At 39.2% G+C, this 14,374-nt stretch carries 19 protein-coding genes and 1 pseudogene; 10 read left to right on the forward strand and 10 right to left on the reverse strand.

Features of this window, described 5'->3' with window-relative positions; genetic code table 11:
- Nucleotides 1-5: 5 nt before the first annotated feature.
- Nucleotides 6-761, forward strand: coding sequence for a biotin--[acetyl-CoA-carboxylase] ligase (locus HUK62_RS14340; protein ID WP_176538503.1), 756 nt, complete (start codon nucleotides 6-8; stop codon nucleotides 759-761).
- A gap of 16 nt (nucleotides 762-777) precedes the next feature.
- Nucleotides 778-1,509: a type III pantothenate kinase gene (locus HUK62_RS14345; protein WP_010327402.1), complete on the forward strand. Its 732-nt coding sequence runs from the start codon at nucleotides 778-780 to the stop codon at nucleotides 1,507-1,509.
- On the opposite strand, the pseudogene HUK62_RS14350 reads toward HUK62_RS14345, so the two are convergent.
- Together HUK62_RS14350 and ffh are read right to left on the reverse strand one after the other, a co-directional pair.
- A pseudogene (locus HUK62_RS14350) lies at nucleotides 1,500-2,099 on the reverse strand (alpha/beta hydrolase). The gene HUK62_RS14345 and the pseudogene HUK62_RS14350 overlap by 10 nt on opposite strands.
- A 179-nt stretch (nucleotides 2,100-2,278) precedes the next feature.
- Nucleotides 2,279-3,685, reverse strand: a complete 1,407-nt coding sequence (gene ffh, locus HUK62_RS14355; RefSeq protein ID WP_004695248.1) for a signal recognition particle protein — start codon at nucleotides 3,683-3,685, stop codon at nucleotides 2,279-2,281.
- 138 nt (nucleotides 3,686-3,823) lie between these two features.
- On the opposite strand from ffh, the gene ccsA reads away from it, so the two are divergent.
- The gene (gene ccsA / locus HUK62_RS14360; protein WP_176538199.1) at nucleotides 3,824-4,633 is read left to right on the forward strand and encodes a cytochrome c biogenesis protein CcsA; all 810 of its coding nucleotides are present in this window, start codon (nucleotides 3,824-3,826) and stop codon (nucleotides 4,631-4,633) included.
- A 200-nt stretch (nucleotides 4,634-4,833) separates the two neighbouring features.
- Here the strand turns inward: ccsA and HUK62_RS14365 are convergent, their stop codons facing one another.
- Nucleotides 4,834-5,475: a hypothetical protein gene (locus tag HUK62_RS14365; protein WP_078426704.1), complete on the reverse strand. Its 642-nt coding sequence runs from the start codon at nucleotides 5,473-5,475 to the stop codon at nucleotides 4,834-4,836.
- Between the two features lie 76 nt (nucleotides 5,476-5,551).
- Between HUK62_RS14365 and HUK62_RS14370 the strand changes: the two genes are divergently transcribed.
- Together HUK62_RS14370 and HUK62_RS14375 are read left to right on the forward strand one after the other, a co-directional pair.
- Nucleotides 5,552-5,863, forward strand: coding sequence for a hypothetical protein (locus HUK62_RS14370; RefSeq protein WP_228723703.1), 312 nt, complete (start codon nucleotides 5,552-5,554; stop codon nucleotides 5,861-5,863).
- Entirely contained in the window at nucleotides 5,860-6,585 is a 726-nt protein-coding gene (locus tag HUK62_RS14375) for a hypothetical protein (protein ID WP_176538200.1), read from the forward strand. The genes HUK62_RS14370 and HUK62_RS14375 overlap by 4 nt, the downstream gene beginning before the upstream one ends.
- A gap of 7 nt (nucleotides 6,586-6,592) precedes the next feature.
- Here the strand turns inward: HUK62_RS14375 and HUK62_RS14380 are convergent, their stop codons facing one another.
- Entirely contained in the window at nucleotides 6,593-7,525 is a 933-nt protein-coding gene (locus tag HUK62_RS14380; protein WP_176538201.1) for an IS5 family transposase, read from the reverse strand.
- A 270-nt stretch (nucleotides 7,526-7,795) separates the two neighbouring features.
- Here HUK62_RS14380 and HUK62_RS14390 point away from each other — a divergent pair, with 270 nt between their 5' ends.
- The 4 genes from HUK62_RS14390 (at nucleotide 7,796) to HUK62_RS14405 (ending at nucleotide 9,524) form a co-directional block, all read left to right on the forward strand.
- The gene (locus HUK62_RS14390) at nucleotides 7,796-8,338 is read left to right on the forward strand and encodes a hypothetical protein (RefSeq protein WP_228723704.1); all 543 of its coding nucleotides are present in this window, start codon (nucleotides 7,796-7,798) and stop codon (nucleotides 8,336-8,338) included.
- A 106-nt stretch (nucleotides 8,339-8,444) separates the two neighbouring features.
- The gene (locus tag HUK62_RS14395) at nucleotides 8,445-8,693 is read left to right on the forward strand and encodes a type II toxin-antitoxin system HicA family toxin (protein ID WP_004812233.1); all 249 of its coding nucleotides are present in this window, start codon (nucleotides 8,445-8,447) and stop codon (nucleotides 8,691-8,693) included.
- Nucleotides 8,690-9,022, forward strand: coding sequence for a type II toxin-antitoxin system HicB family antitoxin (locus tag HUK62_RS14400; protein ID WP_004812232.1), 333 nt, complete (start codon nucleotides 8,690-8,692; stop codon nucleotides 9,020-9,022). The genes HUK62_RS14395 and HUK62_RS14400 overlap by 4 nt, the downstream gene beginning before the upstream one ends.
- 121 nt (nucleotides 9,023-9,143) lie before the next feature.
- Nucleotides 9,144-9,524, forward strand: a complete 381-nt coding sequence (locus HUK62_RS14405; protein ID WP_176538202.1) for a hypothetical protein — start codon at nucleotides 9,144-9,146, stop codon at nucleotides 9,522-9,524.
- Between the two features lie 74 nt (nucleotides 9,525-9,598).
- On the opposite strand, the gene HUK62_RS14410 is transcribed toward HUK62_RS14405, so the two are convergent.
- Entirely contained in the window at nucleotides 9,599-9,997 is a 399-nt protein-coding gene (locus HUK62_RS14410) for an Imm63 family immunity protein (protein WP_120402731.1), read from the reverse strand.
- 170 nt (nucleotides 9,998-10,167) lie between these two features.
- On the opposite strand from HUK62_RS14410, the gene HUK62_RS14415 reads away from it, so the two are divergent.
- Entirely contained in the window at nucleotides 10,168-11,103 is a 936-nt protein-coding gene (locus HUK62_RS14415; RefSeq protein WP_176538203.1) for a tRNA-dihydrouridine synthase, read from the forward strand.
- Here HUK62_RS14415 and HUK62_RS14420 read toward each other — a convergent pair.
- The 5 genes from HUK62_RS14420 to HUK62_RS14440 form a co-directional block, all read right to left on the reverse strand.
- The gene (locus tag HUK62_RS14420) at nucleotides 11,100-12,155 is read right to left on the reverse strand and encodes a DUF1176 domain-containing protein (RefSeq protein ID WP_176538204.1); all 1,056 of its coding nucleotides are present in this window, start codon (nucleotides 12,153-12,155) and stop codon (nucleotides 11,100-11,102) included. The genes HUK62_RS14415 and HUK62_RS14420 overlap by 4 nt on opposite strands.
- Before the next feature lie 38 nt (nucleotides 12,156-12,193).
- A complete protein-coding gene (locus HUK62_RS14425) occupies nucleotides 12,194-12,598 on the reverse strand; it encodes an NUDIX domain-containing protein (protein WP_176538205.1) in 405 nt (134 codons plus the stop codon).
- A gap of 206 nt (nucleotides 12,599-12,804) precedes the next feature.
- Complete coding sequence (locus HUK62_RS14430) at nucleotides 12,805-13,251, reverse strand: nuclear transport factor 2 family protein (protein WP_176538206.1); 447 nt, start codon at nucleotides 13,249-13,251, stop codon at nucleotides 12,805-12,807.
- A 110-nt stretch (nucleotides 13,252-13,361) separates the two neighbouring features.
- A complete protein-coding gene (locus tag HUK62_RS14435; protein WP_004695228.1) occupies nucleotides 13,362-13,697 on the reverse strand; it encodes a YegP family protein in 336 nt (111 codons plus the stop codon).
- A gap of 233 nt (nucleotides 13,698-13,930) precedes the next feature.
- Complete coding sequence (locus HUK62_RS14440) at nucleotides 13,931-14,296, reverse strand: 5-carboxymethyl-2-hydroxymuconate Delta-isomerase (protein WP_078389055.1); 366 nt, start codon at nucleotides 14,294-14,296, stop codon at nucleotides 13,931-13,933.
- Nucleotides 14,297-14,374 lie beyond the last annotated feature (78 nt).

Raw genomic sequence — 14,374 nt, forward strand, 5'->3', positions numbered from 1 at the left:
TTCATATGGATTTAGAGACACGCCAATTACAACAGCTTCTCGCTGAAGCACAGCAACTTCCTGAAGTTTTATTGCTCAAGCCAGTTACCACATCCACCAATGATGATGTGCGTGAAATTGCGCAAAAAGGGATTCAGAGCGTTTTGGTCTGCAGTACACGACAAACTCAAGGTCGTGGACAGCGCCAACGACAATGGGTTTCTCCTGAAGGAAACATCTATTTAAGCACATTGCTACAGACCAAAACACCTATAGATGGGCGCTTGGCTTTAGAAATTGCGTTAAATATCTTGCAAATGCCGAGTTTGCAGGGCCTTGCTCTGCAAGTGAAATGGCCAAATGACCTTTACAGTGCTCAAGGTAAATGGGGCGGAATTTTAGTTGAACCACTGTCGAGCCACCAAGCTATTATTGGGGTAGGTATCAATATCAACCAAGTCGAAGATACTCAGCTTGATCAAGCCACCAGCTCACTTGAACAGCTGGGTTTAGCCCAAGCAGATCGAATTAGCTTAATGGCAGAACTGTATCTGGCGATTCAACAGGCAGGCCTATGGTTCACCCATAATAGTGCAAATCTGACTTCTCGTTTCAATCATTACGCAGCATTTATGCAGCAACAGGTTGAATTTGAACATATGAAGGGGCTGTCTCAAGGCCTATTCTTAGGCATTCAAGATGATGGTGCGGTACAAATTCAGACCACCAATGGTGTTGAAAACTTTTATCAAGGCCGTTTACGCCCAGTGACCCCTGTTTAAATGATTGAGCATCATCATGAAAAATTTATGGTTAGATATTGGTAATACTCGTCTGAAGTATTGGATTACGCAGGAAGATCAAATTTTGGAACAAGGGGCTGAGTTACATTTACAGTCCCCTGCCGATTTGCTTTTAGGTCTAATTCAGCATTTTAAAAACTTAAACATCCAACAAATTGGTGTTTCTTCGGTTCAGGACAAAAAAAATAATGACCGAATCCGTAGACTTTTAAAAAGTTTAAATGTACCGATTACCTTTGCCCAAGTGCAGGCCAACTATGCAGGCCTGCAGTGTGGTTACGAACAGCCTGAACAACTCGGAATTGACCGTTGGCTGCAAGTGTTGGCCGTCGCACGCAATCCAGAGCAGAACTATTGTGTAATTAGCTGTGGTACGGCGCTGACCATCGACTTGGCGGATGGTTTGCAGCATTTGGGCGGCTATATTTTACCAAATCTCTACTTACAACGAGACTCGCTAATCCAAAACACCAAAGGCATTAAAATTCCAGATGCGGCTTTTGATGAACTTGGGCCCGGTCGTAATACCATCGACGCAGTGCATCATGGGATTTTGCTCGGCTTGGTGAGCACCATTGAAAAAGTCTTGCAACAGTCTCCACGCCAACTGATTTTAACTGGCGGTGATGCGCCTGTATTTGCACGCTATTTGGCAGAGTATGCACCACGTATTGAAAATGATTTATTACTTAAAGGGCTACAATATTATATTCAGCATCAACCCTGAGCCACCGCCTGCTGCTGTAAAAGGGGTTTTAAGGTATTAAGCAGTAGCTCAAATTCAGCATAGCCATTTTCACGCATAAAATGCCCTGCACGTTTCACCTCCAGTACCTCTGCACTCAAGAAGTGCCCAAAGGTAAGCGCCAAAGGCGGTGGAACATAGGGGTCATTATTGGAAAACATCACCACACGTGAAGCGATGTGAGAGTGGAGTATACCGCTGTCCAACTTTGCTTGCGCAATAAAGCCACTTAACTCAGGTAAGCTTTTTAACGCCGCTTTAAAGCCCGCAATACAAAAAATTGCTTTGATTCGGCGTTCACGCAGTTTACTACTGAGATAATGTAAAGTCGCTAGACACCCCAAACTATGCGCAATGATGATGGTGTTTTCATCCAAAGTGGTCATTTGCAGGGCCAAAGCCTGTTACCATTCTTCGAAATGTGGTGCATCACTATGCGGGAGCACTAAACGTTTTACTTCAGCATGCAGATCCATCTGACTGAGTTTTTGACTTAGCCACGGAAACCAATGGTCATTGGGCGATGCTTGATAGCCATGCACAATATAGATATGTTGTTTTGATCCATTCATTTTCAACTTCTTATTATAATGTTTGAAAAGAATAAATTTTACGCAACTTTCAAGCCATAAACAGTGCGTTTTTGTTATTGATTGAGGGTATTGAAAATACACATAATATTTTCCATGACTCACAAAACAACATAAAAAAAGGCGCTCAACGCGCCTTTTCTGAAATAGTTAGAAGCAGATTACTTCTTATCGCTCCCACCAAATAATGGTCCCATTCCACCGCCACCACCAAACTGTTTTTGCATACCGCTTAATGATTTCATCATTTTTGCCATACCCGATGGATTGGCAAATTTCTTCATCATTTTCGCCATTTGCGCATGTTGTTTAATCAACTTATTGACTTCGACGACATCCATACCACAGCCTGCTGCAATACGCTTTTTACGGCTTGGGTTCATCAGGTCTGGGTTACGACGCTCTTTGATGGTCATCGATTGGATAATCGCTTCCATCTTTTTCACTTGCTTTTCAGGGTTCGCTTGCGCCAACGCATCTTGAATCCCTGCATTGCTCATGCCAGGCAACTTATCCAAGAAGCCCATCATGCCGCCCATTTTATTCATTTGCTCAAACTGCATTAGCATATCTTCAAAGTTGAAGCTGCCGCCTTTTTGCAGTTTTTTCGCCATTTTTTCGGCTTTTTCTTTGTCGACTTTACGTTCAAGCTCTTCGACCAAAGAAAGTACGTCACCCATACCCAAGATACGCTGTGCAACACGTTCAGGATGGAATGGCTCTAAGGCATCGAGCTTTTCGCCCATACCTAAGAATTTGATTGGCTTACCTGTGATTGCACGTACTGAAAGCGCCGCACCACCACGTGCATCACCATCAGTTTTGGTCAGAATCACACCCGTTAATGGCAGTGCATCATTGAAGGCTTTGGCTGTATTTGCCGCATCCTGACCGGTCATTGCATCGACCACGAACAAAGTTTCAGTTGGCTTAATCGCCGCATGAAGCTCTTTGATCTCGTCCATCATTTCATCGTCTACGTGTAGACGACCTGCAGTATCGACAATCAAGACATCCGCAAACTGAATTTTGGCTTGTTCAATTGCACGCGTTGCAATGGTAATTGGTTTTTCGTCTGCACTCGATTCAAAGAAAATCGCGCCAACTTCACCTGCAACGGTTTGTAGCTGTTTAATTGCTGCTGGACGGTAAACGTCGGCAGATACCATCGCTACTTTTTTCTTTTGGCGTTCTTGTAAGAAGCGAGCAAGTTTTGCAGCCGTTGTTGTTTTACCTGCACCTTGCAAGCCCGCGAGTAGGACTACAACAGGAGGTTTTGCTGCAAGATCAAGGCTTTCATTTGCCTCGCCCATCATTTTTGTCAATTCGTCATGCACGATTTTAACAAATGCTTGGCCTGGCGATAATTGAGTCATGACTTCTTGACCCAACGCCTCTTCCTTAACTTTCGCGATAAATTCACGAGTTACAGGAAGTGCAACATCGGCTTCAAGAAGTGCCATACGTACTTCACGTAGGGTATCTTTAATATTGTCTTCGGTTAGCTGCCCAGAGCCAGTAACATTTCTTAAACTCTGCGTGAGTCGTTCCGTTAAGGTATCAAACATTGCAAAATCCGCTTAAAATTGCTAGTTGCAAAAAAATCTTTCTTAAAATAGAAAATTTATGCATAGAATGCTATAGGATACTGTAGTTCGCACCGAATTTATATAAATGAATATTCATCATCCTGAAAAAGGTTTGACATGATTAGCCTGCCCTTGGTTTACACCATCTTAGCATTAGTCGCTTATACCACATCTTTTTGGTATTTGTTTCTCAAGTTAATGGCTAAACGTGATCCAAACCATTGGTTTATTGGCGTTATTTTAGGCTTAGGCTTATTACTGCATGCGACTGTTTTGTACCATGACATGCTCACGCCGATGGGGGTGAATTATGACGTTTTTGTCTTAATGTCATTTACATCAGGGCTCATGCTGTTACTTAGTCTACTCTATAGCACTTATCGTCCAATTCTAGCTTTGAACCTGATTGGCATTCCTGTGGCCGCTACAGGACTCATTTTAGGTTTTGCCTTTAGCCAGTCCACTCAATTTATTGAACAGCGCTCATTGGGTTTAGATATTCATATTATTTTATCGCTGTCGGCCTATGCGGTGCTACTCATGGCGACCATACAAGCCGTGATTTTATGGTTCCAAGATCGTGAGTTAAAGAACAAACAGAAGAAACGCTTTTGGGTTAACTTACTGCCCTCTTTTCAAGCGATGGAGTCTTTACTGTTTGACTTGATTAAAACGGGTTTTCTTTTACTAACCGTGGCGTTGGTGTTTGGTTTCTTTACTATCGATAACTTTTTTGCCCAACATCTGGCACATAAAACCGCTTTTAGTATTATTTCTTGGTTTGTGTATGGGGCTCTGCTCATCGGACATTACCGTTTTGGTTGGCGCGGTCAAAAGGCTATTCGTTTTACCTTAATTGGATTCTTCTTGTTGGCTGTCGGTTTTATCGGATCTAAGTTTGTATTGGAAATGATTTTAGGTAGGTGAAATCTTTTTTGTTTCGTTTTACTAATTAAAAAAATGTGGAGCTTTACGTAAATATCATGCGTGAAACGTAATAATTCAATAGAAAAGCCCAGTTTGTATAAACTGGGCTTTTTAGTTGATCAATAATCTATTGATTTCACATAACTTATGCAGTGCATTTCGTATAAGGTGTATTATGTTAATTTTAGGAAAGATAAGCATTAATTCTCTATGGTTTGCATAAATCCTTGCCCTGTTTTTGTATTTTGAATAAATAAATCAAAGGATGATGTTATAGAATCATCAATACGTTTTTGCCTTGTATAAAAAAACCTTAACAATTCAGTATGATAATTATAAAAATCTTCAAAATTTAAAAAGCTATCTATTTTCCGTAGAGAATTTACAAAAAGCTGATAAATTGGATCGTCAGGTGTTCCTTCAAATAAAGAAAAATGAGCATGCATAGGTTTAATTGTTTCATATTCAATATAATTTTTTTTAATTGAAAGATGAATAATTTCCACTTTTCCTAATGTAAAGAGAGAGAAAAAAGCTGTTCCTGTTGCATGCTGTTCAGGTTTATCATCATTCAAATACATAGCTCTAGCTACTTGAGCTACCTGTAAAAAATCCCAATTATTCTGTTTCGCATAAAACTCTAATACTTCATGAAAGTAATACATCAGTAAAACATCACCTGAAACAGTGATTGCACCATATTTCCAATACTTAATTTTTTTATAGTCATCCACAACTGTTCTTGCAGGCAAGCCTGTAAACGGCTCGCACTCTATCGTTAGTCGATGATCACCAGTAAGAATAATGTAATCATCAATGTTTATAGCAACAGTTAATGTCATGCTGTGATGGAGTTTTCGAAAAATAGAATTGTATAATCAAACCATAAAATAAAACTTATTAAAAAGGTTGAACCCAATGGGTGGAAAATTTGAAGTAAAAGCTGGACAACATCAATTTTTATCAGGTCAGCAGATCATAAACGATATTCCATTTTTACCAACCCCACATGATGGTGCATATATCTTAGAGTTTGATGTTAGGCACAAGATTAGTAATGAATTATTAGAAAGTGCACCAACTTTTAGCCTTATTGATTCTAAAGGAAATGTTCGTACAGGTGATGTTCCTAAAGATGGGATCGTAAGAATTACATCGAATGATAAAGAAGAAAAATATACCATCATGGTACATAAATATGATGCGGACGTAGCGGAGCAAGACGAATGACTTATACGGCTCGTTTAAAAGTCTTTTGTGATAATAAAGATATTTTATCTAAATTAAGTTACACCTTTGCAAATACAACAACTAAGCAAAATTATGGTGGTAAAATTGACTCTAATGGTTGCACAAAAGTCTATAATTGCAATAAGTTAGATCTAATTTTTGTAGAATTATTTTTAAATAATTCAAAGCTTGCGAGAGTACATGTCCCTGCATTAGAAAATGGTGAATTTAACAAATCCACTTTTACGTTAAAATCCACAACAGGAACAACCCAAAAATCTGAATCAAACAAAGTTCCTGTGAAAGTCAAAAATGAATTAGAAGTTGCTCTTGATAACTTGAATGGAACAGCCGTTTATTTTGGTAATAATTTTTTAATTCATGATGCTAACTTACGTGCAGCATATATGCGTGAAATTAAAAAAATGAGTGATGGTTATCTTGAAGCTGTGAAAAAAGGAAGTATTTCTGTTAAAGATGCAGCTTTAGAAGCAACCGACTTAAGAAATCAAATTTTAGACGCTACTCGAAAGAAAAACTCTGCCATAGGGTTAGCTGTTTCACAAAAAGAAAAAGCTTTGGGGAAAACTTTAGAGCAAATTCTTGAGTATTATGCAATGGAAATAAACGATCCTAATAAATTTAATGCTTTAAAATCAAATCGAGCAGCTATAGACGGCTTTGTTGCACAAAGATTTGAAATGCAAAGCGCCCCTAATTGAGTCAAATTTAAGGCGTAACTTGGGTATGAGGTCTGCCTAATTCTGTAAATATATTTAAGACCGCTACACGAGCATGAATTTCATTCACCTGACTAGGAAAGCTTCTTGCCATTAATTTATCGCCTAATAATTTGATGCAGTGCATCTTAGTTTCAACCAAACTTCGCCGATGATAGCCTGACCATTTTTTCCATAGCGTCCTGCCTAAACGTTTAATTGTTCGAAGTAATTCATTTCGCTCTAGCGAGCTACTCTTTGTATCTTTCCATGGTTTCGCATTTTTTCTAGGTGGAATCACCGCATGCGCTTGCCGATCTGCAATGACCTGACGGCATTGCTTGGTGTCATAAGCTCCATCGGTATAAACAGAGTCAATCCGCTCATCTTGTGGAATCTGATTAAGTAAATCACCAAGCACCTGTGAATCACTGACATTATTGGTTGTAAGCTGAACTGCTCGTATTTGCAGGGTTTTAGCATCTATACCAATATGAAGTTTACGCCATTGGCGACGATATTCAGGTCCATGTTTCTTGCGTTTCCATTCGCCCTCACCTAGAAACTTCATGCCTGTAGAGTCCATGAGTAGATGCAGCCCATCGCTACTTTTTTGGTAGCTGATTACAATATCAATATGCTTTTGTCTTCTACAAAGCGTGGTGTAATCTGGAGCTATCCAATTTAATCCGCAAAGTTTAATCAGACTTTGCACAAAGCCAGTAACCATACGTAAAGACAGACGGAATAAGGATTTAATCATTAAGCAGCATTGGATGGCTGCGTCGGAGTAGGTTTGATTTCGCCCTTGTTTGCCTTTTGATGGCGCATACCATTGCGTAGCAGGATCAAACCAAATGGCAATATTTCCGCGATTCATGAGTGCTCGGTTATATGCGGGCCAATTGGTTGTGCGGTAGATTTTGTGTGTAGGCTTCTTCATTTGAAAATTATATCGCTAAAAAAGCCTTTACAGATAGGTTTGTGCAACAAAGCCTGCTGAAAATAAAGAAAAAGAAACATATAGACAAGGAATTACCATTGGTGGAGGAATCGCAGGAGGTGCTGCTGGTGGTGCTACAGCAGGTCTGATATGTGGCCCAGGCTCGCCTATATGTTCTACTGTTGGAGTTATCATTGGTGGGGCAATTGGCGGAGTTAGTGCTTATCTATTAGTTGATGCTTTTGATGAGGAGTTAGAAGCATTTACTCAATGGGCTTTATTTTAATAAGAGGTGAAATAATGTTATTTAATCTTTTTAGCCGTAGAAACAAAAATAATGAAAATTCTAAACCTTATTTGACTAAAGAGCTAACATGGGATGATGAAAAAATAATAGAGATTCGATTCAATGGCACTCAAAGAATTATGCACTATGAAGACATCATAAGAGTGAGTATTATCTTTGATAGTTTTGACTTACCAGTACCAAAGTGGACTATACAAGATGATAATTTAGAAGATCTTACAACAATAGATTTTTATAATGACCTACAGCCTAATTTGACTGATTTAGTTATTGATATGTTGAGTAAAAAATTAAAAGGCTATGACAATGAAGAAGTACATCAAACGATCATAGAAGCTATGGGAGCTACAATGGGATTATTTCATGTGTGGAGTCGAGATGATCTCAATCAGGTTTTAGAAAAAATAAATAAAAAATTCAAACCTATAATGGATGCAGAAATTAATAAAATAATAAACGAAGAAAAACAGAAAACAGCCAATCAGTGGTGGAAAAATATCTTTTAGCCATCTCTATTTAACATAATGGCGATTATATGAAATGCAACTAAATTTAGTTGCATTTTTTAATTTCAAGGGACTATACTTAGTCGTAACTGAGTAGGGCTAAAATATGGGTAAAACGGAAAAGTTATTGGAAAAATTTGGAAATTCAAAAAATACGTTTCCATATAAAGATTTAGTCGTTTTACTGAGCCAGCTCGGCTATGAAAAATTTGAAATGGCAGGCTCTCGTGTTCGGTTTTTTAATGAAAAAACTGAACATATGATTTTACTGCATAGACCACACCCTGAAAATGAAATCAAAGGTGGGGCATTGAAAGCTGTAAAACAGGCACTCAAGCAGGAGGGATTTTTATGAGCTATTTAAAATACAAGGGTTATCTCGGAACAATTGAGCCTGATCTTGAAACAGGTGAGTTATTTGGAAAACTTGCTTTTATTCGTGATCTTATCACCTATGAAGCGGAAACTTTAAAAGCCCTTGAGAAAGCTTTTCAGGAATCTGTAGACGGCTATTTAGAATCATGTGCTGAACTAGGAAAATCTCCTGATCAACCATTCAAAGGCACTTTTAATGTCCGTATTAGCCCTGAATTGCACCGTAAGGCAGTTTTAGCATCAAGTAATTCTCTAAATGCCTTTGTCAGTGATGCGATTCAAGAAAAGTTAATGCGTTTAGGTGCGTAATTTATTGAAGCCTAGGCTACTACCTAAAAATTGAAAAACTCAGCAAAAATGGGAGCTTAAAGCTCCCATTTTTAGTTTCGTATAAGGTGTATTATGTTAATTTTAGGAAAACTTAATCGAAGTGAAATATATAGCTCAAATCATAGAATGTAATGAGGATCTCGAATTCATTCTAAAAATTAAGGTTCGTAATGAAATTCTAGAGGTATTTAGTTCTTCAATACCCTCATGTATTGATCTCAAAAAAAATTACCTTATAGATTTAGAAGCTACTATTTTTGATGATTACCTTATTGAGAAAATACATTATCCCCATCAAATTAAGCAAATAGATAATAGTCTAAGATATGAAATTATTGGATATTTAAAAGAAGGGAAGATAGATGTTAATGGCTTAATTTTTGAAGATGATATTTTAAATAGAGATTTTTTTTACTTAGATAACAATACAGTAAAATGGACTATCGATAGAATTAATGCTGACTTTGAGGAGAGAGATTGATTCCATTTAACATAATGGCTGTTATGCGAAATTCCATAGATATTTTAATTCTCTTGAAAATAAATATTTATAAATCAAACATCTCTAAAAGGAGCTGTTTCCAATACTTTTTTTATCTCATTTTCTTTTTTTACTTTCCATTGATCACTGATTAAACCAAAAAGTTCAATTTGTTTTGAAAAAGCGAGTCGACGGGAATCTTGTCCTCTAGTTCTATTCTTAAGTTCAAACTCAAACGAATAGCTAGATATAAAATTATCCATTATCCAATAAAGCAACTCTTCAAAATCCTTAGTTGTTTTTTCAAAAAAAACTTCTCCTCTTTCTTCAGAAATATACCAATATTTATTTTCATGGATTAATACATATGGAGCTCCATCATTCTGAACTGCGGGCCAAACTCTTTTTTTTTCCAGCCCAATTTTTTCACAAATTTGATCAACCTTACGTTGAATTTCTAAAAATGTAAGCATTATTCTTTGATTCTCCAAATGTTCTTAATATCTATTTAACATAAAATCTCTTATACGAAATATAAGTACTCAAGCCTCTATCACTCTACAAGATTTCAAAGACCTTTTTCTAGACATCCCCACTAAAAAAACGTATAACACCGTTTTTCTATTTGACTGGTGACACCGCTGTGAAACTCATTCTTGCACCAATGGAAGGCTTAACCGACCCAATCATGCGTGATGTGCTCACGTCTGTAGGTAGCTTCGACTGGTGTGTGACCGAGTTTATCCGTGTGACCAATTCGGTCTTACCCGATCATATTTACCACCAGTATTGCCCAGAATTACTCAATGGCGGAAAAACGGCGGCAGGAACACCCGTGCATGTGCAGTTTTTGGGCAATGACCCTGAAATGTTGGCTGCCAATGCCATCCGTGCAGTGAAACTCGGTGCGCCCGCCATTGATATGAACTTTGGCTGTCCAGCCAAAACCGTGAACCGTCATCGTGGTGGCTCTGTGCTTTTAGATGAGCCAGAAGTGGTACATGAACTGGTCAAAGCAGTACGTGATGTGGTTCCTGCACACATTCCTGTTTCTGCGAAAATGCGCTTAGGTTATATGGACCGACATTTTATGTTGGACAATGCTCATGCCATTGAAGATGCAGGTGCAGCATGGGTTACGGTTCATGCACGTACCAAAGCCGATGGTTATACCCCACCCGCTTTTTGGGATCAGCTCCGCCCGATTCGTGAAGCATTGAAAATCAATGTGATTGCCAATGGCGAAATTTGGAACAATGCAGACGCGAAACAGTGTCGCTTAGAGTCTGGCTGTGAAGATTTGATGATTGGACGTGGTGCCGTGACCACACCCGATTTGACCCAGTGTATTCGTCAAAATATCGATACGCCTCTGCTGACATGGAATGAGCTATTGACTTTACAAATCCGTTTCTTAAACGGCGGGTATAAGAAAGAAATGAATATGGTCGGACGCTATAAGCAATGGTTGGGCATGATGTCTAAACACTATCCTGAAGCCAAAGCCCTCTGGGATGAAGTCAAACGTATCAAGCCGCTGGATGACATTATTCTTAAACTAAACGCAAGCGCGACTTAATCCGTTCGCGCAACGATCGCGACATAAGTGGGTAAGTTCCACGCACCACCTGTAAAGCCTTTACATTGCTGCGATTGTGCCTGATAACTGAGGACAAAAGCCTTTCCATTCCAAGCCCACTCGGAACGAATACCACAGTCAGCGATACCCCGCCCTTTTTGTTCTGAGAAAATTTGCGCCTCACTAAAACTTGAGCCTGATGTGGTGACTTGCTGCTGAATCTTTTGTAATGCTTTGTCCATAACCCAATAACCTAGACCTTCATTGTACGCCCCACGCCAGCATGGCACTTGAACCACCACTTGTTCCGCATTCAGCGGATAGACTGAAACCCGATCTTCCTCAAAAAACCGTGCTTCATATAGATTTGGACAGTCTTGTTCATCTGTTTTCACTTTTAACTTTTTAAAGAGTTGATGGGCATTTTTACTGTCCACGGCAAAATGACTGGCAACCGTAGGTCGATATCCCGTAATACCAATTTTGGGGATGGCTTTGGGTTGTAAAACATTTTGCTCAGACTGATTGCCTTTTTGATATACCGCGTTCGGTGTATTTACACGTTTTTGTATATCATCCATTTTGAGCAAAACAGCATTTGCCCCAGCGGTTGAAATTTGCCATTGCTGTGCTTGAGTCGTGAGACGAATATCTTCTGCGCCCACCAAAGCCTTTAACAACAGCGCACTTTGAGCACTGGACAGTTTCGCAGTACTTTTCTTGGCATCGATGGTCAGGCTCCCCAGAGATGTTCCTCCTACATTTAAACTGGCTTCAGTATCCTGCGTAAACTCCTCAGCCACTTGAATTTGGCTGAGCACCGCACTGCCTGCACCTGCCGGACGAGAAATCAGTAATGAAACTGGATGACCAAACTGAGCATCACTTTGATACCCTACCGCGCGGCACATACCCGTATTATCACAGGCAAGCTCCCAGTCTTTATGCATAAAATAGTTACCCGTTTCAGCATGAGTCAACTGGCTCAAGGCACTCATCAGCAACACACCAATAATGGGACTATTTCGTTTTATGATCTTATTATTCAACATATGCACTCACTCCACTTTAGAGGAATATAATCTTGCACTCAAAAACTTCGGCTTTGCACGATACCTGTATAATTTAAACAATCTTCAACGCGAATCCGTTGTATTTTCGACAGCTGATCTAAATCAAACCAAGCATAGGCCGTATGTTCATCACTGAGCCTGATCTCAGCAGATGCAGCCAAATGGCATCTAAAAATAAAGGCATGTGAGGTCACTGCCGAATGAAAATACACGCCCGACAAATAATCGATCTGAACCTGACAACCGAGTTCTTCTTGGCACTCACGCAGCAAAGCCTGATGAATGGTTTCTCCCATATCCAAGGCTCCACCGGGCAGCCCCCAAGCCTGATCGGCATAATTGGCTTTCAGTAATAAAACCTGCCCTACAGCATTGGTTAGCACCGCATGAGAACTCAGTCGGTAAAAGTCTTGAAATGCCATATATACCTTATTCTTAAGTTGTTCATGTTGTTCATGTTGTTCATGTTGTTCATGTTGTTCATGTTGTTCATGTTGTTCATGTTGTTCATGTTGTTCATGTTGTTCATGTTGTTCATGTTGTTCATGTTGTTCATGTTGTCATTAAAACATAACTCACTAAAACTGAGGTGGCTCGATCTGTGCCCAAGCCAAAGCTTTAGTCGAACTCAGTCTGGAAAATAAATCGGCTTTGACATTTTAGTTTCAAAGTCCACAGGCACCGAAATATGCTGATGGGCAACCAACCACTCACCTGCCGTTTTTTGAAAACATAGGGTGATTCTGCACCAAGGAATCTCTGGAGTTGCAACACCACTGGCATGATCCAGTTTAGAATAACAATGTAAAAAAGCTAAACCGTCACGACTAAAAATATTGATGTTACGCCTAAACACTTTGATTTCCCCCTGAAAAAATGGGGCATATCGTCTCCACAATTCTTGATAGGCTTGCACACCTTGCAGCTCAAACCCAATATCAAACAAGCTGACATCACTCTGACAAAGACGAATGATATTTTGTACATCCATTTTACAAATGGCATCATCCCATTGTTTGAGTCTGAAGATAATTTCATGCCCTGCATGCTCATCTCCAACTAATCGAAAATCCACATCGCACTCCCACACTACAAATCAAACCGCATAAAAAAACGCGTGCGCCATCCATAGCAAACACGCGGTTTTCTTTAATTCTTAAAACAAGCAAAATATGTAATCTGATCTTAAGTCGTCAAATCCTTAATCGTGGTACTTGAACCATTGTTTTTCACCGATTCAATGCCCTTATCTCTGGATTGCTCACTGGCATAAAACTGACTGGTACCAATAATCTGATGATTGGCAGCCTTTAAGTTAAAATAAGGTTTGCCATTTTTGGCTTCTAAGCGTTCATAACGCGTATCATCGGGGCTATTTTTTTGCACCGACTCAATTCCATTATGTGCTGACGCTTTTGCTTTATACAGTTCACTGGTCAAAATGACCTCGCCATTTCCCGCTTTTAAAACAAAGCGATATTGGCCATCATTTGCCTGACTTACTTCGTACCATCCTGACATAAGCTCACCTATTGTTATTTTAAAGTGATTGTAGATCCACCAAAACTGAATAAAAAAACATCCAATTTCATAAAATATAAATGACTTCTTTTATAAAAAAAAGTGCATTTACTACCAGCCCAAATTTTATTTTTTTAAAATAACAGCGCTATATGAATAACGCATGACAGCCACAAACCGTTTAAATGACACGCAGTATCGGCCCAATAAACGGTTTGGCACTCTTCCTAATTTTATGCTTTTAATACCAATTTGCTATAACTGCTTTTTGGCATTTCAATAATTTCTACACAAATTTGTACCGTTAAATCCTGAGGGGCTGTAAAGTTTTGCTGCAAAGTTTTAAGCAATTGGCTCGAAATGGCACACTTGGTGGCTTCATCTCGTCCGCTTAATAAGGACACTTTGGCATGCAAATAAGCCTGTGCATCGCCATCTACCCCAATCACAAAATCGGACTGTCGAATGGCACGACTTTTGATGTCATTGCCCGATTGTACAAACTGACCATCTAGCAAAGCTTGGTTTAACGCCAATAAAATCGGCTTAACTTCAAGGGTGTCGATATTGTCTGAATATTCAAGGTGGATATGTGGCATAGCGTATTCTTCAACAGATTTTTATCTTTATAGCATGCTGTGCTGGTGTTTCAACGTTTAAATGTCTTTTTAGAATGG

This window comes from Acinetobacter sp. NEB 394, assembly GCF_013374795.1.
GTDB classification, from domain to species: domain Bacteria; phylum Pseudomonadota; class Gammaproteobacteria; order Pseudomonadales; family Moraxellaceae; genus Acinetobacter; species Acinetobacter johnsonii.

Excerpts from the sequence above, each read along its gene's own strand:
- HUK62_RS14370 (WP_228723703.1), top strand. The coding sequence starts at position 5,552 with ATGGGTGGAAAATTTGAAGTAAAAGCTGGACAACATCAATTTTTATCA.
- HUK62_RS14420 (WP_176538204.1), bottom strand. The coding sequence starts at position 12,155 with ATGTTGAATAATAAGATCATAAAACGAAATAGTCCCATTATTGGTGTG.
- HUK62_RS14410 (WP_120402731.1), bottom strand. The coding sequence starts at position 9,997 with ATGCTTACATTTTTAGAAATTCAACGTAAGGTTGATCAAATTTGTGAA.
- ffh (WP_004695248.1), bottom strand. The coding sequence starts at position 3,685 with ATGTTTGATACCTTAACGGAACGACTCACGCAGAGTTTAAGAAATGTT.
- HUK62_RS14440 (WP_078389055.1), bottom strand. The coding sequence starts at position 14,296 with ATGCCACATATCCACCTTGAATATTCAGACAATATCGACACCCTTGAA.
- HUK62_RS14390 (WP_228723704.1), top strand. The coding sequence starts at position 7,796 with ATGGGCTTTATTTTAATAAGAGGTGAAATAATGTTATTTAATCTTTTT.
- HUK62_RS14400 (WP_004812232.1), top strand. The coding sequence starts at position 8,690 with ATGAGCTATTTAAAATACAAGGGTTATCTCGGAACAATTGAGCCTGAT.
- HUK62_RS14380 (WP_176538201.1), bottom strand. The coding sequence starts at position 7,525 with ATGAAGAAGCCTACACACAAAATCTACCGCACAACCAATTGGCCCGCA.
- HUK62_RS14435 (WP_004695228.1), bottom strand. The coding sequence starts at position 13,697 with ATGTCAGGATGGTACGAAGTAAGTCAGGCAAATGATGGCCAATATCGC.
- ccsA (WP_176538199.1), top strand. The coding sequence starts at position 3,824 with ATGATTAGCCTGCCCTTGGTTTACACCATCTTAGCATTAGTCGCTTAT.
- HUK62_RS14395 (WP_004812233.1), top strand. The coding sequence starts at position 8,445 with ATGGGTAAAACGGAAAAGTTATTGGAAAAATTTGGAAATTCAAAAAAT.
- HUK62_RS14375 (WP_176538200.1), top strand. The coding sequence starts at position 5,860 with ATGACTTATACGGCTCGTTTAAAAGTCTTTTGTGATAATAAAGATATT.
- HUK62_RS14365 (WP_078426704.1), bottom strand. The coding sequence starts at position 5,475 with ATGACATTAACTGTTGCTATAAACATTGATGATTACATTATTCTTACT.
- HUK62_RS14425 (WP_176538205.1), bottom strand. The coding sequence starts at position 12,598 with ATGGCATTTCAAGACTTTTACCGACTGAGTTCTCATGCGGTGCTAACC.
- HUK62_RS14340 (WP_176538503.1), top strand. The coding sequence starts at position 6 with ATGGATTTAGAGACACGCCAATTACAACAGCTTCTCGCTGAAGCACAG.
- HUK62_RS14345 (WP_010327402.1), top strand. The coding sequence starts at position 778 with ATGAAAAATTTATGGTTAGATATTGGTAATACTCGTCTGAAGTATTGG.